General features: G+C 66.6%; 13 protein-coding genes, 1 other RNA gene and 5 pseudogenes. 10 read left to right on the forward strand and 9 right to left on the reverse strand.

The window, feature by feature from the left end:
* Positions 1-14: 14 nt before the first annotated feature.
* Positions 15-1,847 (reverse strand): hypothetical protein, encoded by a 1,833-nt coding sequence (locus tag ID132_RS07145; protein WP_193128243.1) that lies wholly within the window; start codon positions 1,845-1,847, stop codon positions 15-17.
* A 147-nt stretch (positions 1,848-1,994) separates the two neighbouring features.
* Between ID132_RS07145 and ssrA the strand changes: the two genes are divergently transcribed.
* Together ssrA and aroQ are read left to right on the forward strand one after the other, a co-directional pair.
* Positions 1,995-2,364, forward strand: a transfer-messenger RNA (tmRNA) gene (ssrA, locus tag ID132_RS07150).
* Positions 2,365-2,459: 95 nt separating this feature from the next.
* Positions 2,460-2,987, forward strand: coding sequence for a type II 3-dehydroquinate dehydratase (gene aroQ / locus ID132_RS07155; protein WP_125106107.1), 528 nt, complete (start codon positions 2,460-2,462; stop codon positions 2,985-2,987).
* A 12-nt stretch (positions 2,988-2,999) separates the two neighbouring features.
* On the opposite strand, the pseudogene ID132_RS07160 reads toward aroQ, so the two are convergent.
* Positions 3,000-4,191 (reverse strand): annotated as a pseudogene (locus ID132_RS07160) (cobalamin-independent methionine synthase II family protein).
* A 147-nt stretch (positions 4,192-4,338) separates the two neighbouring features.
* Here ID132_RS07160 and ID132_RS07165 point away from each other — a divergent pair.
* Positions 4,339-5,784 carry an MFS transporter gene (locus tag ID132_RS07165; protein ID WP_125106105.1) on the forward strand — a complete coding sequence of 482 codons (1,446 nt, stop codon included), beginning with the start codon at positions 4,339-4,341 and terminating at the stop codon, positions 5,782-5,784.
* Here ID132_RS07165 and ID132_RS07170 read toward each other — a convergent pair.
* The 3 genes and pseudogenes from ID132_RS07170 to aroA all read right to left on the reverse strand — a co-directional run bounded on the left by ID132_RS07170 (position 5,781) and on the right by aroA (position 9,118).
* The gene (locus tag ID132_RS07170) at positions 5,781-6,593 is read right to left on the reverse strand and encodes an inositol monophosphatase family protein (RefSeq protein WP_125106104.1); all 813 of its coding nucleotides are present in this window, start codon (positions 6,591-6,593) and stop codon (positions 5,781-5,783) included. The genes ID132_RS07165 and ID132_RS07170 overlap by 4 nt on opposite strands.
* A gap of 29 nt (positions 6,594-6,622) precedes the next feature.
* Positions 6,623-7,688 (reverse strand): annotated as a pseudogene (rsgA, locus tag ID132_RS07175) (ribosome small subunit-dependent GTPase A).
* Between the two features lie 2 nt (positions 7,689-7,690).
* Positions 7,691-9,118: a 3-phosphoshikimate 1-carboxyvinyltransferase gene (gene aroA / locus ID132_RS07180; protein ID WP_193128244.1), complete on the reverse strand. Its 1,428-nt coding sequence runs from the start codon at positions 9,116-9,118 to the stop codon at positions 7,691-7,693.
* 118 nt (positions 9,119-9,236) lie between these two features.
* Between aroA and ID132_RS07185 the strand changes: the two genes are divergently transcribed.
* Both ID132_RS07185 and rsrA read left to right on the forward strand, forming a co-directional pair.
* The gene (locus tag ID132_RS07185) at positions 9,237-9,860 is read left to right on the forward strand and encodes a sigma-70 family RNA polymerase sigma factor (RefSeq protein WP_193128245.1); all 624 of its coding nucleotides are present in this window, start codon (positions 9,237-9,239) and stop codon (positions 9,858-9,860) included.
* Positions 9,857-10,099 carry a mycothiol system anti-sigma-R factor gene (rsrA, locus tag ID132_RS07190; protein ID WP_125106100.1) on the forward strand — a complete coding sequence of 81 codons (243 nt, stop codon included), beginning with the start codon at positions 9,857-9,859 and terminating at the stop codon, positions 10,097-10,099. Before ID132_RS07185 ends, rsrA begins: the two co-directional genes overlap by 4 nt.
* 545 nt (positions 10,100-10,644) lie before the next feature.
* On the opposite strand, the gene ID132_RS07195 is transcribed toward rsrA, so the two are convergent.
* Positions 10,645-14,328: a multifunctional oxoglutarate decarboxylase/oxoglutarate dehydrogenase thiamine pyrophosphate-binding subunit/dihydrolipoyllysine-residue succinyltransferase subunit gene (locus ID132_RS07195; protein ID WP_193128246.1), complete on the reverse strand. Its 3,684-nt coding sequence runs from the start codon at positions 14,326-14,328 to the stop codon at positions 10,645-10,647.
* 146 nt (positions 14,329-14,474) lie between these two features.
* On the opposite strand from ID132_RS07195, the pseudogene guaB1 reads away from it, so the two are divergent.
* From guaB1 to ID132_RS07220, 5 genes and pseudogenes are all read left to right on the forward strand, one after another.
* Positions 14,475-15,904 (forward strand): annotated as a pseudogene (gene guaB1, locus ID132_RS07200) (GMP reductase).
* Positions 15,905-15,931: 27 nt separating this feature from the next.
* Positions 15,932-17,287, forward strand: coding sequence for a hemolysin family protein (locus ID132_RS07205; protein ID WP_125106097.1), 1,356 nt, complete (start codon positions 15,932-15,934; stop codon positions 17,285-17,287).
* Positions 17,284-18,319 (forward strand): annotated as a pseudogene (locus tag ID132_RS07210) (hemolysin family protein). Before ID132_RS07205 ends, ID132_RS07210 begins: the two are co-directional and overlap by 4 nt.
* A gap of 25 nt (positions 18,320-18,344) precedes the next feature.
* Positions 18,345-19,262, forward strand: coding sequence for an ADP-dependent NAD(P)H-hydrate dehydratase (locus ID132_RS07215; protein WP_125106095.1), 918 nt, complete (start codon positions 18,345-18,347; stop codon positions 19,260-19,262).
* On the forward strand, positions 19,259-20,596 hold the full coding sequence (locus ID132_RS07220; RefSeq protein WP_125106094.1) for a glycosyltransferase 87 family protein: 1,338 nt from the start codon (positions 19,259-19,261) through the stop codon (positions 20,594-20,596). Before ID132_RS07215 ends, ID132_RS07220 begins: the two co-directional genes overlap by 4 nt.
* Here ID132_RS07220 and metX read toward each other — a convergent pair.
* The 3 genes and pseudogenes from metX to ID132_RS15545 all read right to left on the reverse strand — a co-directional run.
* On the reverse strand, positions 20,593-21,834 hold the full coding sequence (gene metX / locus ID132_RS07225; protein WP_125106093.1) for a homoserine O-acetyltransferase MetX: 1,242 nt from the start codon (positions 21,832-21,834) through the stop codon (positions 20,593-20,595). The two genes, ID132_RS07220 and metX, sit on opposite strands and share 4 nt — an antisense overlap.
* A gap of 26 nt (positions 21,835-21,860) precedes the next feature.
* Positions 21,861-22,049, reverse strand: a complete 189-nt coding sequence (locus tag ID132_RS15540; protein WP_459562455.1) for a PLP-dependent transferase — start codon at positions 22,047-22,049, stop codon at positions 21,861-21,863.
* Positions 22,050-22,170: 121 nt separating this feature from the next.
* A pseudogene (locus ID132_RS15545) lies at positions 22,171-22,551 on the reverse strand (PLP-dependent transferase); the annotation flags it as partial.
* Positions 22,552-22,564 lie beyond the last annotated feature (13 nt).

A 22,564-nucleotide genomic window follows, 5' to 3' on the forward strand; every position in this document is an offset into this window, starting at 1 on the left:
GGCTGGAGGTTCGATTAGCCGATAATCGCGCTCGCCGTCGAGTCGGCGTCGCTCTTCAGGCCATCGAGGTAGGTCGCGATCGATGAACCGGTGCGGGTGAGTGAGGAACCGACGTTCGGCTCGATCGACTGCCATTCGGTGAGCACGGCGGTAGCCGCCGCGTCCTCGGCCGACTGCGCGTCCTGGATCAGGCCGTCGAGGTCGGGGTAGAGCGTCTGCCCAACCTCAACCGTGGGGGCCGTGTTGCGCAGGTGGTCGACGACCGCCTGGTTCGCGTCGGCGGCGTTCTGGTACTCCGTCGCCGCGACATCGCAGACCGACTGGAATGCGTCGAGGAAGCAGTTCTCGCTGTACTGCTTCGCGAGCCCGGCGTAGTAGTCGACATAGGTCGACTCGTAGGCCGCGGCGAAGGTTTCGCGCGTGTCGTCGTTATAGAGGTCGGGGCAACCCGACGCGTTCGAGCACGGGAAGTAGATCGCGCCGTCGTTCGTCGTGATTTCGCCACCGTTCTCGATGACGTAGGCGTCCGGCATCGTCGTGTTGAGGTCGTCGCGGTAGTTCTGCTGCAGCTCCGCGTAGGCGGGCAGCGAGTCGCAGACTTGCTGCTGCGCCGCGAGGTAGGCGTCTGACTGTGTGAGGAAGGTCTCGGCCGCGTCTCGCGAGGAGGCAAGCGCGTCGGCATCGGCCTGCGCTTGCTGATATGCCTCGGATGCCTCGGCACCCTCATCGGCAGGAAGCTCCGGAACCGTGGTGTCGGCGAGGTGCTGGCGCGTGTCCTGGCCGCCCGCGATGTCGCCGCACGCCGAACTCAGCGAGTCGATGCCGTCGGTGGTGAGGTCAAAGAACGTCTGGCTCGAGGCCGAGAGTACCGAGGAGATCTCGGGCGCGGTCACAGCCGCGAGGTTCTCGGCGTTCCAAGCGGCGTTGTAGTCCTTCAACTCCTGCTGGAACGTGGCGGCGAGGTCGTCGCCGCGCTGCACGTTCTGATTGTGGATGAACCACGGGATGCCGATCGCGGCGGCGGCGATGACGATGACGGCGACGATGGCGGTCACGATGAAGCCGGTGCGGCGGAACCACGGCTTCCTTTTCTTCGGCTCGGAGCGGGGCGGCTCATTGCTGCCTGGGCCGCCCGGGCCACCCGGCCCAGCCGTGGGAGCACCGTAGCCGGCGCTGGGACCGTTGCGCGAGTCACCGGGGAACGCGGCGGGCGGCGCCCCGAACGGCTGGGTTGCGGGTGCCTCGGTCTGGAACGACGGCATGGTGTACGCCTGCGTTGGCTGTGAGTCAGGCGACGAGCTCGCGCCCTCGTTCAGGGCCTCGCGCTCGTACGGAGTTGTGGGGGCATCGTCCGCGACGTCGGCCGGGAATCCCGCGGTCGGGTATGCCTGGGTTGCGCTCTCGTCGTGCGCGGCTTCCTCGCGTGCGGCGTGGGCATCGCCATCCGCGCCGAGCGCCGCGGCGAACGAGCCGTCGCTCGCGTTCTCGTCTGCTTCGCTCGGCGAGGCGACGAACGAGGGCGGCGCGGGTGCGTCGGCGGATGCGGTCGAGTCGCTCGAGCTCGCGCCGAACGCGGGTGGGGCGAAGGCAGACCAGCCGCCCGAAGACTCGGTCTGTGAAGTGTCGTTGCCCGCGGGGGCCTGGGGCTCGGCGCTCGGGCCGCTCGCCGCATCCGACTCGGGGGTGCCGAGCGGCGGCAGCGGGGGAAGGTCGGGCATCGCCGGGGTCGACGACGCGTCGTCGTTCGCACCCGCACCCGCCGTGGGGTTGTGCTCAGGCTCGTTTTCGGGCCTGTTGTCGTCATTGTTGCGGCCGAACGGGCCGGCGCTGCCATCGTTCCAACTCATAGAGCTAACAATACGGAGTCGGTGGGCGAAATGACGCGGGGCGCAGCAGAAATCAGGCTTGGGTTACACGCCGAAATGGAATATACTCGAACGTCCCGGTGTTTCATCGGATACAACTCAATAGCGATGCACGAGCTTCGCAGTCTCGGGGGTGATCGGTTTCGACATCGTTGGGGAAACTGCGTGAAGCGGGTCGAGGACGCGGGGTTATCTCGTAAACGCCCCTCGCAAAACATAAGTGCCAATAACAAGCGCACTGACTTCGCCCTCGCTGCCTAAGTAGCGAGCTCGAGTCCGTCAGCCTAGGTTTGCGTTCGACCTAGATCCTGACGTCATTTTGAACGCTTGCTACGAAACTGTGTTGCAGGGTTTCGTGGGACTCTAACTGTGACTGGGTCCGTCGACCAAGGTGTTTGCCCCAATGGTCGGGACCAAGTAAAACGTTTGGCAAACTGCACCCGGAGAAGCCGCAGACTCGTCGCGATGGACGAGGGTTCAATTCCCTCCACCTCCACGATTGTCCCGAGCCGCATCGGTGTCNTTTTTCGATGGGTCGGGCGCCATACCGCTCGCCGAGCCTGGCGCTCGTCGATGCGCGCCTACACTGCGAGCATGCGCATCTTTGTTCTCAACGGCCCCAACCTCAACACGCTGGGCAGCCGCAACCCCGAGGTCTACGGCACCGAAACCCTCGCTGACATCGAGTCGCGGTGCGCGCGCCGGGCAGCGGAGCACGGCGCGACGGTCGAGTGCTACCAGACGAATCACGAGGGCGAGCTCATCGAACTGATCCAGCGCACCCGTACTGACGCCGAGGGCATCGTGCTCAACGCCGGGGCCTACACGCACACGTCGGTGGCGATCCACGACGCGCTGGAGTACGCCGAGACGGCGACCGTCGAGGTGCACATCTCGAATGTGCACCGTCGCGAGCCCTTCCGGCACACCTCATATGTGTCGCCCCAGGCGGATGCGGTGATCGCGGGTGCGGGAACGCTCGGCTACGAGCTCGCCATCGAATACCTAGTTGAGCAGCACCAGAAACGCAGCAAGCCCTCGACCCGATCGAACGGGCTGCCGTTTGATCGAATCAAGGACTTGCGCGATATTACCTTTGAGGACAAGAACCCGTCGGCATAGCGCCTGGCGAGACTAGCCGAACAGTCGTTGCGACGCGAGCTGCGCGCCCGCGGTCAGCGACTCGAGCTTCGCCCACGCGATGTCGGGATGGATGCGGCCGCCGAAGCCACAATCGGTCGACGCGATGATGTTCTCGGCGCCAACGACCGACGCGAAGTTCTCAATGCGGTCGGCCACGAGTTCCGGGTGCTCGACTACGTTCGTCGAGTGCGAGACCACGCCGGGCACGATCTGCTTGCCGGCAGGGAGCTTCACGTCGCGCCACAGCTTCCACTCGTGCGCGTGGCGAACGTTGGCCGCCTCGAAGGAGTAGGTGCCCGCGTTGATCGTCAGCATCTGGTCGATGAGGTGGCGGAACTCGATGTCGGTCGTGTGCGGNGAAGCGAACGCGGTCCGCGGGCAGCCCCTCGAGCGCGTGGTTCAGGGCATCAACGCGAACCTGTGTGAAGGCAAGGTAGTCCTCGACCGTCGGCTCGGGCACGACCTGGTCCCAGCTCTCGGCGATCGACGGGTCGTCGATTTGCACGATGAATCCGACGTCGACGATCGCCTTGTACTCCTCCTTCAGCGCCTCGGCGCTGGCCCACACGACGTCCTCGTCGGTCTCATAGAACGTGTTCTTGAGTCGGGCTGCCGAGCCGGGCGAGAGCGCGGCGACGAAACCGTCATTGGCGGCGCCAAGCTCGTCGAGTGCGGAGCGGAGGCCGGTGACGTCGGCCGCCACCGCGTCCTGGCCGATGTAGCGTAGTTCGGAGGTGATCGCCGGCGGCGTGGCCTTCGATCGCCCCGCGAGCACGCCGTTCTCAGGGTCGAGGTAGGCATCGTGGAACAGCGTGCGGTCACGACGGTGAGCGAAGTCGGCGAGGCGAACCTTGCCGGGCTCCGACGTGATGACCTCGCCGTTCTCGTCCCAGCGGTCGCCGGCCGTGCTCGGGGTGAGACCCGCGAGGCGCGTGAACGAGTAGTTCCACCACCCGCCGTAGTCGACCGACTGGGTCATGAGGTGGCCGTACTCGCCATCGTTGACGATGTCGATCCCAGTGTCGATCTGGCGCTGGACGACGGCAACGACCTCTTCGTGCAGAACACCGGTGAACTCGTCCCAGCTGAGGGCGCCTTCCTGGTGGCGCGCGTTGGTTTCGAGCAGGCGCTTGGTGCGGGGGAGCGAGCCAACGTGGCTCGTGCGGATCCGTTCGGTCGACATAGTTATCCTTCAGTCTTGGTTTGTTCACCGTATCGTCCGCCGCCCGAGCCGCCGGCCACGCTGTCAAACTCGGTCACATTCCACAACGCGCTTCGTTTGCTTCGCCGGATGTCCTAGGGCGTCGCCGCGGCGGCCTAGACTGCGCAGGTGCAAGAAACCCGTACGACGCAGCAGAACCGCTGGCCCGCCTTCATCGTCTGCATCGCCGTCGCGATCGCGACGATCCTCGACCTCGCGAAGGTCAACGTCGCGATCGCGCCGATCGAGACAACGCTCGGCGCCTCGTCGTCCGAGGCGCAGCTGATCGTCGCCGGGTACATCCTTGCGTTCGGCATTTGCCTCGTGCCAGCGGGTCGCCTCGGCGACATCTGGAACCGCAAGGCGATGTTCGTCATCGGGCTGTCGGTCTATGTCACCGCGAGCCTCGCGTGCATGCTCGCGCCGTCGTCCGGCATCCTCGTGCTCTCGCGACTGCTGCAGGGTGTGGCCGCGGGCATCCTCATGCCGCAGGTGATCGGTCTCATCCAGAACCTATTTCAGGGCAAGGAGCGCGGGTCGGCGTTCGGTATTTTCGGCGCAGCGATCGGCCTCGGCACGGCATTCGGCCCGACTATCGGTGGCCTGTTCATCGGTGCGTTCGGCGACGAGTGGGGTTGGCGCTGGATCTTCGGCATGAACGTGCCGATCGGCCTCATCATCTTGCCGTTCGCGATCTGGCTGCTGCCGGGGCGCCAGCGTCACAACGCCAGCAACGACCTCGACCTCCCCGGCGTGTTCCTCATGGCCGGAACGGTATTGCTCATCATGCTGCCGTTCGTGCTGACGACCGGCACCTCGGCCGACAGCCCGGCACGATGGTGGATGCTGCTCGGCGCAGTCGTGTTTGCCGTCGCGTTCTACCTGTGGGAGCGCCGCTACGTGCGGGAGGGCAAGAGCCCGGTCATCGACTTCACCCTGTTCCAGCATCCCTCGTACCGGTACGGGGTCATTTTTACGTCGTTGTTCTTCGCGATCATGCCGCCGATGTTCTTCCTGATGACCCTGTTCAATCAGCAGGGCCTCGGCCATGAAGCGGTCATCGTCGGCATGATCACGATTCCCTACGCGATCATCTCGGCGATCGTCTCGGCCATCGCGGGCCGCTACACCTATCGTCACGCGGCCTCGATGGTGTTGATCGGCGCGTCGCTGTTCACGCTCGCATTGGTCGCGCTCGCGTTGCTCGGTGCCTTCGCCGACGGCGCCGCCATGCCCATCCTGATGGCGATCGTGCTCGCCTTCGCGGGGGTTGCGCCCGGCATAGTAATGCCCGCGAATCAAATGCGTACGGTGAAGGATGTGCCGCTCGAGTCGGCCGGCGTCGCCGGCTCGTTCATGCAGGTGGGCCAGCGACTCGGCAACGCAATGGGCATCGCGATCGGCACCTCGATCTACTTCGCCCTCTCGAACGAGGGCACCGAAACCGCGTTTCGCGCGGCGTTCGCGTGGGCCATGGTCTTCGTGATCGCCGTCGGCGTGGTCGCCGTGATCATCGCCGCCCTCGACTTCGCCGCTCAGCGACGTTCCGCGCGTACGGCGAGAGACCTCGGCTAGCTCCTGAACAGCGCGAGCGCCGCTTCGTGGAGCAGGCCATTCGTTGCAAGGGCCGTGCCGTGCCAGGGGCCCTCGGCGCCGTCGATGGCCGTGAACGTTCCGCCCGCCTCTACAATAATCGGCACCAGCGCGGCCAGGTCGTAGGGCTGCAGGCCGACTTCACACGCGAGATCGAACGCGCCCTCGGCCACGAGCATGTACGGCCAGAAGTCACCGACCGTGCGCGAGCGCCACGCGCGCTTGTTGAGCTCGAGAATCGGCTCGACTGAGGCCTCCTCTTGCCAGTACTTGAGTGATCCGTAGCTAATCTGTGCCTTATCGAACGACTCGACGCCCGAGACCTCGATGCGGCGGTCGGTCGCGGTGTTCGAGTCGGCGAGGTCATCGTCGAGGTAGGCGCCGAGCCCGGTAGCACCCCACCAGCGGCGGTTGAGCGCGGGGGCCGACACGACGCCGACTTCGGGGCGACCATCGATGACGAGTGAGATCAGGGTGGCCCAGATTGGTACGCCGCGCATGAAGTTTGCGGTGCCGTCAATCGGGTCGATGATCCATTGCCGGCGAGAGGTGCCCTGCGTGCCGTATTCCTCGCCGAAGACCGAGTCGCTCGGGCGTTCCTGCTCGAGACGTTGGCGGATGGCCCGCTCGACGGCGCGGTCGCCATCGGTGACGTGGGTGCGGTCCTCCTTCACATACACGCCGAGGTCGCGTGCCGTGAAGTACCGCATCGAGATCTCGTCCGCGAGATCGGCGAGCTGCCGGGCAAGGCGAAGATCGGCGGTGATGGGATGCAGCAGTTCGAGGGCCATAGCTGGATTATCGCAGCACGCCCGCGACCTTAGCCCTCGGACGCGCTCATCGAGACAATGAGTCGGCGCAGCGAGGCCACGCGTGCCCGGCCGAGCGCATCAAGCTCGCCCCGTTCGGCCGCGGCATCGAGCTCGCAGTCGGGGGCATCCTCGAGATGCGTGCATCCGCGGGGGCACTCGGCGACGATCTCCGCGAGCTCTCCGAACGGCGCGAACACCGCGTTGGGGGAGACGTGCCCGAGCCCGAACGAGCGAACGCCGGGGGTATCGATGATCCAGCCGGAGGGGACGACGGGCAGGGCGAGCGACGACGAACTCGTGTGTCGGCCGCGCCCGGTGACTTCGTTAACGTGCCCAGTCGCGCGCTGGGCGTCGGGTGAAATGGCGTTGACGAGGGTCGATTTGCCGACGCCGGAGTGTCCGACCATGACGGTGACGCGGTCGGCGAGCGAAGCGAGGAACTCCTCGTGGGGTGGCTCGCCGAGCGCCGAGGTAAACACCGGCACATCGAGCGGCGCGACGAGTTCGCGCACCGCCTCGGGGTCGGCCAGGTCGGTCTTCGTGATCATGAGGAGCGGTGAGATACCGGCGTCGAAGGCGGCCACGAGGTAGCGGTCGATGAGCCGAGGACGGGGTTCAGGATTCGCGGCCGCGACCACGACGCAGAGTTGCTCGGCGTTCGCGACGATGATGCGTTCGACGGTGTCAGAGTCGTCGGCCGAGCGACGCAGTAGGGTGCGGCGGCCCTCGACCCGGATGATCCTCGCGAGCGAACCGTCGCCGCCGGTGACGTCGCCGACGANGCCAAACCGTATCGCCAACAACGACCGACTTCTTGCCGAGTTCGCGCGCAGTGGTCGCGACCACGCGGTGTGCGGCGCCTTCGGGTATCCCCGCGATCACGGGCGCGCCTTCGCCGACGAGGCAGGTATAGCGCCCCCGGTTCACTGTCGTGACGAAACCGGGCACCGCATCCTCGTGGCTGGGGCGCTGCTTGGTGCGGGGCCGCGAGCCCCGGCGCGGTGCGCGCACACGCACGCGGTCCTCATCGAAATCGCCGTACGCGTCGAATGCGTCGGTGCGGTCCCACCCCACGATTAGAGGTCCAGCAGCGAATCGAGCGAAATCGGAGACTCAGCGTCGTCCTGCTCGCCGAGCAGGGTGCGCCACATGCCCGGAAAGTCGGGCAACGTCTTCGTGGTGCACTCGACGTCGTCGAGCTGCACCTCGTCGACCGCGAGTCCGATCAGCGCACCGGTCGTGGCCATGCGGTGGTCGGCGTAGCACTGCCAGAGCGCACCGTGCAGCGGGGCCGGCCGAATAATGAGGCCGTCCTCGGTCTCCTCGACGTCGGCGCCGACGCGGTTCAGCTCGGTTGCCAGGGCAGCGAGGCGATCGGTCTCGTGCCCGCGGAGGTGACCCACGCCGCGAATATTGCTCTCGCCTTCGCAAAGCGCGAGCAGGCCCGCGATGTTCGGGGCGAGCTCACCGCCGACCGACAGGTCGAGGTCGACGCCGGCGGGGCGGGTGCCGGCGACGATGCCGCGCTCGACGGTGCATGTGAGCACACCGTGCTCGAGCGTGATCTCGGCGCCGAAGCGCGGCAGCAGCTCGCGCAAGAGGTCGCCGACCTGCGTGGTTGACGCGGGCCAGTTGGGGATGCGCACTGTGCCGCCCGCAATGATGGTCGCGATGAGGAAGGGCGCGGCGTTCGAGAGGTCGGGCTCGACCGTAATCCCGCCGCCGGCGATGTCGCCCGGCTCGACGCGCCACGTACGCGAGTCGATCGCCTCGGCGCTGATCCCGCGACGCGTCAGGACATCGAGCGTCATGTTGATATGGGGCGACGACGGCAGCGATTGACCGGTGTGCGTCAGCGTGAGCCCCTGCTCGAAGCGGGGCGCCACGAGCAGCAGGCCTGAGACGAACTGGCTCGATGCGCTGGCATCGATGTCGAGCACGCCGCCGGGGATGCGTCCGGTGCCCTGCACCGAGAACGGGAGGCGCTCGCCGGTGTCGCCGCTCACCTTGACCCCGAGGCCGCGAAGCGCCGCGAGCGTGGGGGCCATCGGGCGTCGGCGCGCGCCCTCGTCACCGTCGAACGTGACCGGGCCCAGCGCGAGGCCGGCGAGTGGCGGGACGAAGCGCATGACCGTGCCCGCGAGACCGCAGTCGATCGAGACACCGCCGGAGAGCTCTTCCGTCGGCGTGATGACGAGATCGTCGGAAGCGTTGTGTGAGCTGGCTACCCGCTCGATGCCCGTGCCGAGCTCCTCGAGGGCCTGTGCCATCAGGATCGTGTCGCGCGCGTGCAACGGAGCGTGCAGCGTGGTCGGCTCGTGGGCGATCGCCGAGAGCACGAGCTCGCGGTTGGTCAGTGACTTCGAACCGGGTACCTCGATATCGGCATTGAGCGGCACCTCGGCCATCGGGGCCCGCCAATAGCCGGGCTCGCCGGAAGTCGCCTCGTGCACGCCGTCGCCGTACAAATCGAACTCATCGCCGGAATATCTGAAGATCTCCATCGGTTACACACACTATCGCGCAACCGCGCGCGAGGGATGAAGCATTGCATCGGCAGACCGGGAATGGAGGACGATGAGCGCCGTGTTAACAAGGGTTCTCACCGTAGACTCGTCTGCGATGAATTCCAGTGATGATGCACCGCGGCGTGCCAGCGACCACGCCGACGACTCGACGAGCCTCGCAACGCTCTTTGAGGAACAGGCGATTCCGCTGCTCGATCAGCTTTACGGCCATGCGATGCGCATGACGCGCAACCCAGCCGACGCCCAAGACCTCGTGCAGGAGACCTTCACGAAGGCGTTTCAGTCGTTCAAGTCGTTCAAGCAGGGCACCAACCTCCGGGCCTGGCTGTACCGCATCCAGACGAATCTCTACATCAACAACTATCGCAAGCAGCAGCGCACGCCCTACCAGAACCCACTCGAGGAGCTTGAGGACTGGCAGCTTGGCGGTGCCGAGTCGTACACGTCGACGACCACCTCACGGTCAGCTGAGGCGGAGGCGGTCGACAACCTTCCGTCCGATGCCGTGAAGGATGCGCTGGCTGAGATTCCCGAGGAGTTCCGGGTCGCGGTGCTGCTCGCTGATGTGCAGGGCTTCTCCTATAAGGACATCGCCGAAATCATGGACACCCCCACGGGCACGGTCATGAGTCGATTGCACCGAGGGCGCAAGCTGCTCCGGGATCGACTCCGCGACTACGCCGGGGAATACGGAATTGGAAGGGAGCAGGAATCATGACCGACTGTGGCTGCGATAAAGCACGTCTGGAACTCGAGGAGTACCTGCGTCAGGAAATATGCACCACGGATCGTGAGGCCATCAAGGAGCACCTCGCGACATGCGAAGACTGCTCGGGCGAGGCCCACGTCAACCAGGTGATCACGCAGGTTGTTCGTCGCTCGTGCAATGAAGAAGTCGCGCCCGAGGAACTGCGCGCCCGGGTCCTCAGCTCGCTGCGCGGTGGCGCACCTGCATAGACCCCGTCTTCGGCACCCGAGGCCGAGACGCAGCCGACCCCGCAGCACGCTACGGGGTCGGCTTTTGTTTCCGCCGCGACCCGGTTCAACATCCCCGGCATGCTGTTCTGCGGCGCGGTCGGCACCGCGATGTTCGGCGCGCTTCGACATCGAGGCGCGGCTCATCGTTGTAGCGATCACGCAGCGCGCCAGGGGACGAAACGAGCGAAGCAGCCGCGTCAGGACTGTCGGCAATCTGATGACCGCAAAGGTGACGGATGCCTGCGAGCGGGCACGCCAGTTCAATATCGGTACGTTCGTTCAGGCGACGGGGCAGTTCGTAGCTAACGAAGGTATGCCGTGTTGGGCGAATGGGGGGTCATAGGCGCCACGTGCCGGCGGGCACCCACGTCGAGATTCGCTATTTCTCGGGGCGAGGCCGATCGCCCGCGTGGCTGCGAACCAGCACGAACAAGAAGTTCGTCAAGGGCTACTGACAGCGCCCCTCGTCAACAACACGGCCGGCCCGCAGCTGTTGCTCCGGGCCGGCCGTTTGCGTGTTGGCGTTAGTGGCCGAGGGCTCTGTTGATGAGCGCCTGCTGCTGTTCCTGGTGCGCCTTCATGGTGCCGACCGATGGGGCGGATGCCTCGGGTCGCGTCACGGAGGCGAGCGGACGGTCGAGCTTCGGCGCGAGGCCCGACAGCAGGAAGCTCCAGGCACCCTGGTTCTCGGGCTCTTCCTGTGCCCAGACGAGCTCGGCGTTCGGGTACTGCGCGAGGGTTTGCTTGAGCTCGTCGAGGGGCAGCGGGAAGTACTGCTCGAGGCGCACGAGGGCGACCGACTGGTCGTCCGACTTCTCGAGCTGCTGCTGGAGGTCGTAGTGGAGCTTGCCGGAGTGGATCACGACGCGCTTCACCGCGGCCTTGTCAGCCACGCGGGTGTCGTCGAGGACCGTCTGGAACTTGCCCGACGTGAAGCCCTCGACCGGCGAGGTCGCGCCGCGAAGACGCAGCATCGACTTCGGTGTGAAGACCACCAGCGGTTTGCGCGGTCGGGCGTAGGCCTGGCGGCGCAGCAGGTGGAAGTAGTTCGCCGGCGTCGACGGCTGCGAGACCGTCATGTTGTCCTGCGCCGCGAGCTGCAGGAAGCGCTCGATGCGCGCCGACGAGTGGTCGGGGCCCTGGCCCTCGTAGCCGTGGGGGAGCAGCAGCACGACGCTCGAGCGTTGGGCCCACTTCTGCTCACTCGACGAAATGAACTCGTCGATCACGACCTGCGCACCGTTGACGAAGTCACCGAACTGGGCTTCCCACAGCACGAGCGCGTCGGGGCGCTCCACCGAATAGCCGTACTCGAAGCCGAGCGCGGCGTACTCCGACAGCAGCGAGTCGTAGACCGTGAACTTCGCCTGCGACTCCGACAGGTTTTGGAGGGGAATCCAGTTCTGGTCGGTCTTGCGGTCGTGCAGCAGCGCGTGGCGCTGCGTGAACGTGCCGCGACGCGAGTCCTGGCCGGCCAGGCGTACTGAGGTGCCCTCCATGACGAGTGAGCCGAGGGCGAGCAGCTCGCCGTAGGCCCAGTCGATGTCGCCCTCCTGTGACATCTTCGCGCGCTTATCGAGCACGCGCTGGAGCTTCGGGTGCACAGTGAAGCCCTCCGGCGGGTTGCTGTGCGCCTCGCCGATCGTGGTCACGACGTCCTGGTCGACGGCCGTCGACTCGGGCTCCGACGGGCGCTGCTCTTCGTTCGAGCCGACGGTCGAGAGCTCCTGCGCCGAGATCGATGCGGTGTGCGCCTCGTGGGTCTCGGCAAACGCACGCTCGAGCTCCGAGTGGAAGTCCGACTGCGCCTTCTCGTACTCCTCCATGGTGAGGTCACCACGGCCGACGAGGTTAGCGGCGTAGAGCTTACGCACCGAGCGCTTGTTCTCGATGAGGTCGTACATAAGCGGCTGCGTCATCGACGGGTCGTCGCCCTCGTTGTGGCCGCGGCGGCGGTAGGACACGAGGTCGATCACGACATCGCGGTTGAAGCGCTGGCGGTAGCGGAACGCGAGCGACGCGACGTGTGCGACGGCCTCGGGGTCGTCACCGTTCACGTGGAAGACCGGCGCCTGAATCGACTTCGCGACGTCCGACGAGTACATCGACGAGCGGCCGTCCTGCGGCGAGGTCGTGAAGCCGACCTGGTTGTTGATGACGACGTGGATCGTGCCACCGGTGCGGTAGCCGCGCAACTGCGACATCTGCAGGGTCTCGTAGACGATGCCCTGACCCGCCATGGCCGCGTCACCGTGCACGAGCACGGGGAGCACGTCGTAGGTCTGCGCGTCGGTGCGGTCCTGCTTCGCACGCACGATGCCCTCGAGTACGCCGTCGACGGCCTCGAGGTGCGACGGGTTCGCGGCGAGATAGATCGGGATCTCGCCGCCCTTGGGCGAGGTGTACGTGCCCTCGATGCCGAGATGATACTTCACGTCGCCCGAACCGGTGACCCGCCCCGCCTTCGCGCCCTCGAACTCGCGGAACATCTGGTTGTAGGTCTTGCCCGCGATGTTTGTCAGCATGTTGAGGCGGCCGCGGTGCGCCATGCCCATGGCGATTTCTTGGATGCCGTCGTCGACCGCATCCTGGCCAATCTGGTCGATGAGTGCGATGACCGACTCCGAGCCCTCGAGCGAGAAGCGCTTCTGGCCGACGTACTTGGTCTGCAAGAAGGTCTCGAAGGCCTCGGCCTGGTTGAGCTTCGTCAGGATTCGCAGCTGCTCGTCGTGCGTCGGGGCGACGTACGGGTGCTCGAGCTCCTCCTGGAACCAGGTGCGCTGCTCCGGGTCCTGGATGTGCATGTACTCGATGCCGATCGTGCGGCAATAGGTGTCGCGCAGGATGCCGAGGATGTCGCGCAGCTTCATGGTGCGCTTGGTGCCGAAGCCCGCGGTCACGAAGTGGCGCTCGAGATCCCAGAAAGTGAGGCCGTGCGACTCGATCTCGAGGTCGGGGTGGGTGCGCTGCACGTAGGTCAGCGGGTCAATGTCGGCCATCATGTGCCCGCGGACGCGGAACATGTTGATGACCTGCTGCACGCGGGCGGTCTTGTTCACCGCGGCCGCGACGTCGACGTGGACGTCCTTCGACCAGGTGATCGGCTTGTACGGGATGCGCAGCGACGCGAAGATCTCCTCGTAGAAGCCCTCGCCGCCGGTAAGCAGCTCCGACACGATCTTCAGGAACTCGCCCGAGCCGGCACCCTGGATGACGCGGTGGTCGTAGGTCGACGAGACAGTCAGGCGCTTCGAGATCGCGAGGTTGTCGATCGTCTCCTGCGCCATGCCATGGAAGGCGGCTGGGTAGTCGAGCGCGCCGGCACCGAAGATGGCGCCCTGGCCGCGCGTGAGGCGCGGGGCCGACTGCACGGTGCCGATGCCGCCCGGGTTGGTGAGCGAGATGGTCGCGCCGGCGTGGTCGGCCGCGGTGAGCTTGCCTGTGCGGCCCTTCTTGATGAGCTCTTCATAGGCCTCGAGGAACTCGCGGAAGTTCATCTCCTCGGCGGCCTTGATGCTCGGCACGACGAGGCCGCGCGAGCCGTCCTTGTTCTGCACGTCGATGGCGATACCGAGGTTCACGTGCGCGGGCTGGATGACCGAGGGCTTGCCGTCGACGATGTCGTAGTAGACGTTCTGGCTCGGGAACTTCTTCAGCGCCTGCACGAGCGCGTAGCCGAGCAAGTGTGTGAACGAGATCTTGCCACCGCGCGTGCGGCGCAGGTGGTTGTTGATGACGATACGGTTGTCGATCATCAGCTTCGCGGGGATCTCGCGGTAGCTCGTCGCGGTCGGGATCGACAGCGAGTCGTCCATGTTCTTCGCGATGGCCTTTGCCATGCCCTTGAGCGCGGTGGTCTCGGCCTGGCGCTCGGCGGCGGGCGCGGCATCCTTCTTCTCGGTCTTGGCGGGAGCCTCGGCGGGAATCGGTGCGGCGGTCGCCGGGCGGGCCGTCGTGCGGCTCTGCTTGCTGGCGGCGGGCTGCGCGGTCGCCGAGGCAGCAGGCTGGGCGGGCGCGGTCGGCTTTGACGCGCTCACGGGTGCTGAGGCTGACTGCGAAGCGGCGTAGCGCTCGAGGGTCGGCCACCAGGCCTCATCGACGCTGCTCCGATCCTCTTTGAATTTCGCGTACATCTCTTCTACGAGCCAGTCATTGGCTCCGAAGTCAGGCACTGAGCTGGTGGATTCCGGACCGGTGGTCGTCGACACGCGAAAATCGCCGCCTTCTACTCAAATTGACGTTCTTGACGCCACCAAGAAGAGGCAGCGTCCGGTCGTCAAGCCTAACGACTTTTCCTTGCAGACACCTACATCAGTCCCCAGGCACAGTTGTGGGAAAGATTAGGCTTGGTGATATGCAGTTCTACGGCCAAGTGCCTCAGCATGACCTCACCTATTCCGACGTCTTCCTCGTGCCGTCGCGTTCCGACGTTGGCTCGCGCCTCAACGTCGATCTCTCGACGCCGGACGAGACCGGCATGCGCATCCCCCTGGTTGCCAGCAACATGAACGCGGTGTCGGGTGAGCGTATGGCCGCGGCCCTCGCGCGTCGCGGCGGCCTCGCAGTGCTGCCGCAGGACCTCGACGACGAGGCAGCGCTTGAGCAGCTCGCCTGGGTGAAGGGGCAGGACCCCTTGGTTACCAGCCCGTTCCGCTTCTCTGGTGAGACCACCGTTGCGGAGGTGCTCACGCACGTGCCGGCCGTCGCGGGCCAGGCGATCGCCGTCGAACGCGACGCCGGGATCAGCATGCTGCTGCAGGCGAGCGACCTCGAGCACATCCCCGCCGATGCCACCCTCGACAACCTCACGCACCTCGCCGCTCCCGAACTTTCGGTATCGCAGGATGCCCGATCTGCATTCAATGAACTCGAAGCGCTGCCGGGCAAGTTCGCGGCCGTGCGTCGTGACGGCGAACTGATCGGTTCGCTCTCGCAAGCCGACGCGCTGCGCTCGAGCATCTATCCGGCCGCGGTGGATGCGCTGGGTCGCCTCCGCGTCGCCGCCGCCGTCGGCATCAATGGCGACGTCGTCGCTCGCGCGCGCCGTCTCGTCGAGGCTGGCGCCGATGTGCTCGTGCTCGACACGGCGCATGGACACCAGGAATCGATGCTGCGCGCGATCGAGGGAGTGCGCGGCGCCGAACTCGGCGTGCCGATCGTCGCGGGCAACGTCGTCTCGGCCGCAGGCACGCGTGACCTGGTCAACGCCGGCGCCAACATCATCAAGGTCGGCGTCGGCCCCGNGCGATGTGCACGACGCGCATGATGACGGCCGTGGGGCGACCCCAGTTCTCGGCGGTGCTCGAGAGCGCGGAGGAAGCGGCGAAGTATGGCGCGACGGTGTGGGCCGACGGCGGCGTGCGCTACCCGCGCGATGTCGCGCTGGCCCTCGCGGCCGGCGCGGGCGCGGTCATGATCGGTTCGTGGTTTGCAGGCACCGTCGAGGCGCCCGGCACGGTGCTCACGGATGCCCAGGGACGCCGCTACAAGGAGTCGTTTGGCATGGCGTCGTCACGCGCCGTCGCGGGCCGGTTTAGCAAGCTCGACCCGTACGAGCGCGCGCGCAAGTTGCTCTTCGCGGAGGGCATCTCGAACTCGACCATTCTCATCGACCCGGAGCGACCGAGCGTCGACGACCTTGTCGACATGATCACGACCGGCCTGCGCTCAAGCTTCACCTACGCGGGCGCGCGCTCGATTCGAGAGTTCCACGAGCGCGCCAAGGTCGGTCTGCAGTCGGCCGCCGGCTACGAGGAGGGCAAGCCGCTGCCGGTCTCGTGGTAGGCGTCGCTGGTAGAGTTCCGCGCAACTATGGACTGGTTACTCCTCGCCGTCGGCATCCTTCTCTGCTTCGGCACCGGGGTGTTTGTCGCGACCGAGTTCACTCTCGTGAATCTCGACCGCAACGACCTCGAGCTGCGCCAGCAGCGCGGTGAAAAGCGGCTCGGTCCGATCATCTCGGCGCTGAAGCACACCTCGACGCACCTCTCGAGCGCGCAGTTGGGCATCACGCTGACGACGCTGCTCACCGGCTACACGATGGAGCCGGCCATCACGAACCTGCTCGGAGACTTCTTTGTTGCCCTCGGGCTGCCCGTGGATTGGGTGTCGGCCGTCGGCACGATCGTGGCGATGATCATCGCGACGGTGCTCTCCATGGTCATCGGTGAGCTCATCCCCAAGAACTTTGCGCTCTCGTTGCCGCTGCAGCTGGCGAAGATCGTGGTGCCCATTCAGAACGTTTTCACGGCGGTGTTTCGCCCGGCCGTCCGCGTGCTCAACGGCTCCGCAAACGGCGTAATCCGCTCGATGGGCGTCGAACCCCAAGAGGAGCTCTCGGGCGCGCGGTCGGCCGAGGAACTCTCGAGTCTCGTGCGCCGCAGCGCGCTCGTCGGGGTACTCGAGGCCGACAAGGCGGTGCTCCTCAACCGCACGTTGCGCTTCAGCGAGCTTTCGGCCGAGGACGTCATGACGCCCCGCTCGCGCGTACAGTCGATTCAGGCCGACGCCTCCGTCGCTCAGCTCATCCAGCTCGCGCACACCACTGGTTTTTCGAGGTTCCCGGTGGTCGAAGACGATGTCGATGACATCACCGGCATTGCGCACCTCAAGCACGCGGTCGCCGTGCCGCGCGAGCGACGTCCCAGCGTGCCGGTCGGCGCGATTAAGAACGATGCCGTGTTCGTGCCCGAGACGCTGTCGGTGGATGCGGTGCTTGGCCAGGTGCGCCGCGAGGGCTTCCAGATGGTCATTGTCCTCGACGAGTACGGCGGTACGGCCGGCATCGTGACCCTCGAAGACCTCGTCGAGGAGATCGTGGGCGACCTCGTCGACGAGCACGACCACGCGGCGGTCGAGATCATCCGGCGCCGCGACCGCATCAGTATCGACGGCCTCTTGCGCCCCGACGAGCTGCGAGAGCGACTCAACGTGCACCTCGACGAGGACGGGCCCTTTGAAACCCTGGGCGGCTATGTCATGCGCGAACTTGGTCGCGTGCCGGTGGTCGGTGATGTTGTGGAGCATCCAGAGGGACGATTCGAGGTCGAGGCGATGGACGGTCGTCGCGCCGCCCGCCTCGCGTTTGTTCCCGGCGAGCGTTACGTGAGCCGCGAGGAGCACCTTCGACGCGAACGCGGTGACGAGGGGCAGAGGAGCCACCGATGAGCGATCTTATGGGCATCGTCTGGCTTGTCGTGCTGCTGCTGTTCAACGCATTTTTCGTGGCGGCGGAGTTCGCCGTCATCTCGGCGCGACGCTCGCAGATCGAACCTCGGGCCGATCGCGGCTCAAAGTCGGCGCGCACCGCGCTGTTCGCGATGGAGCACGCGACGCTCATGCTCGCGACCACGCAGCTCGGCATCACGATCTGCTCGCTGCTGATTCTCAACGTCTCCGAGCCCGCGCTGCACCACCTGCTTGAGGGGCCGCTCGCGTGGCTGGGGCTCAGCACCGAGTGGGTCACCATCGTCGCGTTCGTTATCGTGCTCCTGCTCGTGACCTACCTGCACGTCGTGTTTGGCGAGATGGTGCCGAAGAACNCTCGCATTCTCGGTGCCGGATCGCGCGGTGCTGTTGCTGGCGCCTCCGCTCGTGTTTCTTTCGAAGGTGTTCCGGCCGGTCATCTGGCTGCTCAACGAGCTCGCGAATCTCTCGCTACGTGCGGTGGGCGTGAAACCGAAGAACGAGGCGACCAGCGCATTCACGTTCGACGAGGTCGCTGGCATCGTCGAGCAGTCCACCCGCGAGGGCATTCTCGCGGACGACGCCGGCACCCTCGCGAACACTTTCGAGTTCACCTCGAAGCGCGTCGGCGAGGTAGCCGTGCCCGTCGGGGCCATTCGAGCGCTCGCCACCGACTGCACCCCGCACGACCTCCAGCGGGCTGTCGCCGAGTACGGCTTCTCGCGATACGTCATCGCTGACGCGAGCGGTCCGGTCGGCTACGTCCACATCAAGGACGTGCTCGATGTGCCCGATGACGCGTTCGACTCGCCGCTGCCGTCCACGAGCATTCGTTCACTGACTTCGCTCTACGAGGGCACCGAGCTCGAGGATGCGCTGGCCTCGCTGCGCCGCACCAGCCGCCACCTCGCGCGGGTCGTGAGCAAGACCGGCGACACCATCGGCGTGCTCTTCCTCGAGGACGTGATCGAGGTGCTCGTCGGCGAGGTCCACGACGCGACGGCACGGCGCTAGCGTCTTTGCCGGTAGATTGGCTGGGATGATTGCGTCAGATGATGAGCAGCGGTTTCAGGCGGTGCTGGCCGCCGATGTGCGATCGACCCTCGAACTGCCCGGCGAAGAGGACGATAAGTATCGTCGCGGCGTTGTGCAGTTGGCGACGGGCTCGCTGACGTATCCGGGCGCGGCCGTGCTGAGCGCGCAGGCGTCTTGCCGGGCCGGCGCGGGCATGGTTCGTTACGCCGGCCCCGAGCGCGTCGCCGCGGCGGTGCTCGCCGTGCGGCCCGAGGTGGTGCACGGTCACGGCCAGTACCAGTGTCTCGTGATCGGCTCCGGGATTCCGGATGCCCGCGAGGACGACCGCGGCGGGCTGCTCGCCGAGGCGCTCGAGCGCGGTGTCCCGGCGATCGTTGACGCTGGGGCCCTCTCGCTCGTCGAACCCGGCATGAAGGGCGTCGTCGTGACCCCGCACGCTCGCGAGCTCGCCGGACTGATGCGCCGGCTCGGTCTGGCCGACTGGTCGGCCGAGGACGTGGCGCGCTCCGAGGGAGAAGCCGCCATCGAGGCATCGGAACTGCTCGGCTGCACCGTGCTGCTCAAGGGCCGCGTCACCTATGTCGTCGAGGGGGCGGACCGCCGCAAGCTGCGCGCACCGAACTCATGGCTCGCGACAGCGGGCACCGGCGACGTGCTCGCCGGCATCATCGGCACGATTGTTGCCGGGCAGGCCGGCCGCGGCGCCCCGCTTTGCCTCGCGACCACCGTCGCAGCGGGAGCCTGGTTGCACGCCCGCGCTGGCTGGCTTGCGTCGCAGCGCAACGCGGGCATCGAGGTGGCGCCGACGACGGTGCACGCGCCCCTGAGCATGCTCGACCACGGACCGCACGGGGGGCCGATCCTCGCGTCCGATGTCGCAACGGCGTTGCCCGGCGTGATCGCGGCGGTGCTCGCGAAATGACGACGAGAATCTTTGCCCCGGGCCGACCCCGCCGGTGGACGCTCGAGAACGAACTTTGGACCCTCTGGCTCCTCTTCATCGGCGTGCACGCCTTCTACGGCTGGGTCGCGTCTTGGCACCCTTCGGTGCCGTTTAACGATGTCACTGGCGTGTACCGCGGCTGGGTTGAGTCGGGTTTTGCCACCGGTTCATTCCCCGGTGTCCAGGAGGCGTTCGTTTACCCGGTCGGCGCGCTCGGTCCGATGCTCCTGACGAACCTGATCGGTCCAGGCGAGGCGTATGGCCTCGCGTGGATGATCATCGTCATCGTGCTCGACTGCATCGCGTTGTGGTGGCTCACGATGCGTCAGAACAGCAACGCCTCGGCCGGACTCCGGCGCGCGGCGGCGTGGTGGTGGCTCGCCTTCCTTGTGCTGCTCGGGCCCATCGCGCTCGGGCGCATCGACACCCTGACGGTGCCGATCGTGCTCATCGCGCTGCTTGAGATCCGCTCGCGCGTGCGCACCTCGGGCTTCTGGCTCACTATCGGGGCCTGGTTCAAGGTCTGGCCGGCCGCCGCGTTCGCCGGCGCATTCGCCATCATCGAGCGCCGCTGGAAGCTCGTGCAGGGCGCGCTCATCGCGTGCGCAGTGGTGCTGCTGCCGGTCATGGTGTTCAACGGTACCGACGGGCTGCGCAACGCCTTCAGTTTCGTCACCGGGCAGACCGGCCGTGGCCTGCAGCTCGAGTCCGCGGCCGCGAGCGTCTTCCTCGTGCTCAAGTCGCTTGGCAACAGCGACTACGAGGTGCGATTCGACTACGACATTCTGACGCAGCAGATTTCGGGCCCGGGCGTCGATCTCGTCGGTGACGTGCTCACGCCCCTCATGTTCGTGATGGTGCTGCTCCTGCTCGCCCTTGGGTTCTGGTGGCACCGCAAGGGCGCCGGCATTGCCCGCGTGTTCCCAGCGCTGCTGCTCGCGCTGGTCACCTCGTTCATCGTGTTCAACAAGGTCGGATCGCCGCAGTTCATGACCTGGCTCGCGCCGATCATCGTGCTCGGGCTGGTCTGGGATGGCCGCAGATTCGCGCCGCTCGCGTGGATCTCGCTCGTCATCGCGGGGCTCACCCAGTACATCTACCCGTGGTTCTACTGGACCGTCGTTGGTGCTGCACCGATCGGTGCGTTCGCGCTGTTCGTGCGCAACGCCCTGCTCGTCGTGCTACTCGTGTCCGCGGTCTTGTACATGCGACCGCTCAAGGCGGCGAGGGCCGTGGTTGCCGCGGACGCCGAACCGGCCGCGACCACGGACGACGAGGACGCGAGCTCCGAAGAGGGCACCCTCGCTAACTAGGCCGTTGCCGCCGCGTGCGGCGGCAACGGCTCGTCCGCGAGGAACGCGCGCACGGCGCCGCCGACCTCGCGAATCTCGAGGAGAAAGCCGTCGTGGCCGAACGGTGAGTGCACCGTGAACGCGACATCGCCGGTAACCGAGGTCGGGATTCCGGCGGCGATGCGGTGCTGGGTATCGATGCGAAAGAGCGTGTCCGAGTCGACGCCGATGACGAGGGTGCGGGCGCGCACCTGCTCGAGCGCCGCATCCACCCCGCCTCGGCCGCGACCGACGTCGTGCGTACTCATCGCGTTGGCGAGCACGATGTACGTGTTCGCGTCGAAGCGACGCGTGAATCGGTTGCCGTGGAAGTCGAGGTACGACTCAACCGAGTAGCGACCGTGGCCGCCCGCGGGTGAGACCGAGGACTGCCAGGCACGACCGAAGCGGTCCTCGAGTTCACTGTCGCTGCGGTAATTGAGCATGGCCATGCGTCGAGCCAGGGCGAGGCCGCGATATGGGCCCTCACCCGCGCCGGCGTCGTAGTAGTTGCCGTCGCGCCAGGCCGGGTCGAGCCGGATCGCGTCGCCCTGCAGGGTATTCTGCGCGATGTTCATCGCGTCGATCGCCGCGGGCGCGCAGAGCACGACGAGGTTCTCGAGGCGATCCGGGTACATGATCGCCCACTCGAGGGCCTGCATGCCGCCCATGGAACCACCGACGACGCTGTGGAACTTGCGGATGCCGAGGGCGTTTGCCAGGGCCGCTTGCGCCCGCACCTGGTCGCGGATGCTCGTGCGCGGGAACCGCGCACCCCACTCGCTGCCGTCGGGCGAGATGGAAGCGGGGCCGGTCGTGCCCTGACAACCGCCGAGCATGTTCGGCGCGACGACGAAGAGTTCGTCGGTATCGAACGGCATGCCGGGGCCGACCATGCCGGGCCACCAACCCGCGCTCGCGTGGCCGGGGCCCGCGGTGCCAGCGACGTGCGTGTCGCCGGTGAGCGCATGGAAGATGAGTACCGCGTTCGAACGATCCTCGTTCAGCGTGCCCCAGGACTCGTAGGCAATGCGCAACGGCACGGTGCCACCCTGTTCGACGGTGAAGTCGTCGAGCGCGGCAAACTGCCGGTTGCCCGGGTGATCGCCCTCCAGCCACGCGCCGGTGGCAGGAGGACGGATCCGCGCCGGCTGACGGGTCTCGAGGTCGACGCGTTGCGAACGAACGCCGACCCGGAAATCATCGTCAGACCACTGCATCCCTGGAGTCTATTGCCTTCCCGTGCCTAGGCGGCGACCGCGGCCGCGATCGCCTGCTCGAGGTCGGCGATGATGTCGTCGATGTGCTCGAGACCGACGGAGAGCCGCACGAGACCGGGCGTGACGCCCGCCTCGAGCTGCTGCTCGGGGGTCAGTTGCGCGTGCGTCGTCGACGCGGGGTGCGTCGCGATCGAACGCACGTCGCCGATGTTCACGACGTGGCGGAACAGCTTGACCGACTCGACGAGGCGACGGCCGGCGTCGACGCCGCCGCGAAGCTCGANAGGCGAGCAAGCCGCTCGCGCCGTTTGGCGCGTACTTGCGTGCCAGCTCGTGCCACTGGTTGCCGGGCAGACCCGCGTAATTGACGCTGACGACGTCCGGGTGGCCATCGAGCCACTCGGCAACGGCTTGGGCATTTTGGACGTGTCGCTCGAGGCGCAGGCTCAGGGTCTCGATGCCCTGGAGCACCTGCCACGCTGAGGCGGGCGCGAGCGCCGCACCGACGTCCCGCAGTAGCTGCACGCGAGCCTTGATGATGTAGGCGATACCGTCTCCCACGGCCTCGGCGTACTTGAGTCCGTTGTAGCTGGGGTCAGGCTCGTTGAGGCCGGGGAAGCGCTCGGCGTGCTGCGACCAGGGGAACGAGCCGCCGTCGACGATGAGGCCAGCCACCACGGCGCCGTGACCGCCGAGGTACTTCGTTGCCGAGTGCACGACGATGTCGGCG

The organism is Gulosibacter sediminis (assembly GCF_014904065.1).
GTDB classification, from domain to species: domain Bacteria; phylum Actinomycetota; class Actinomycetes; order Actinomycetales; family Microbacteriaceae; genus Gulosibacter; species Gulosibacter sediminis.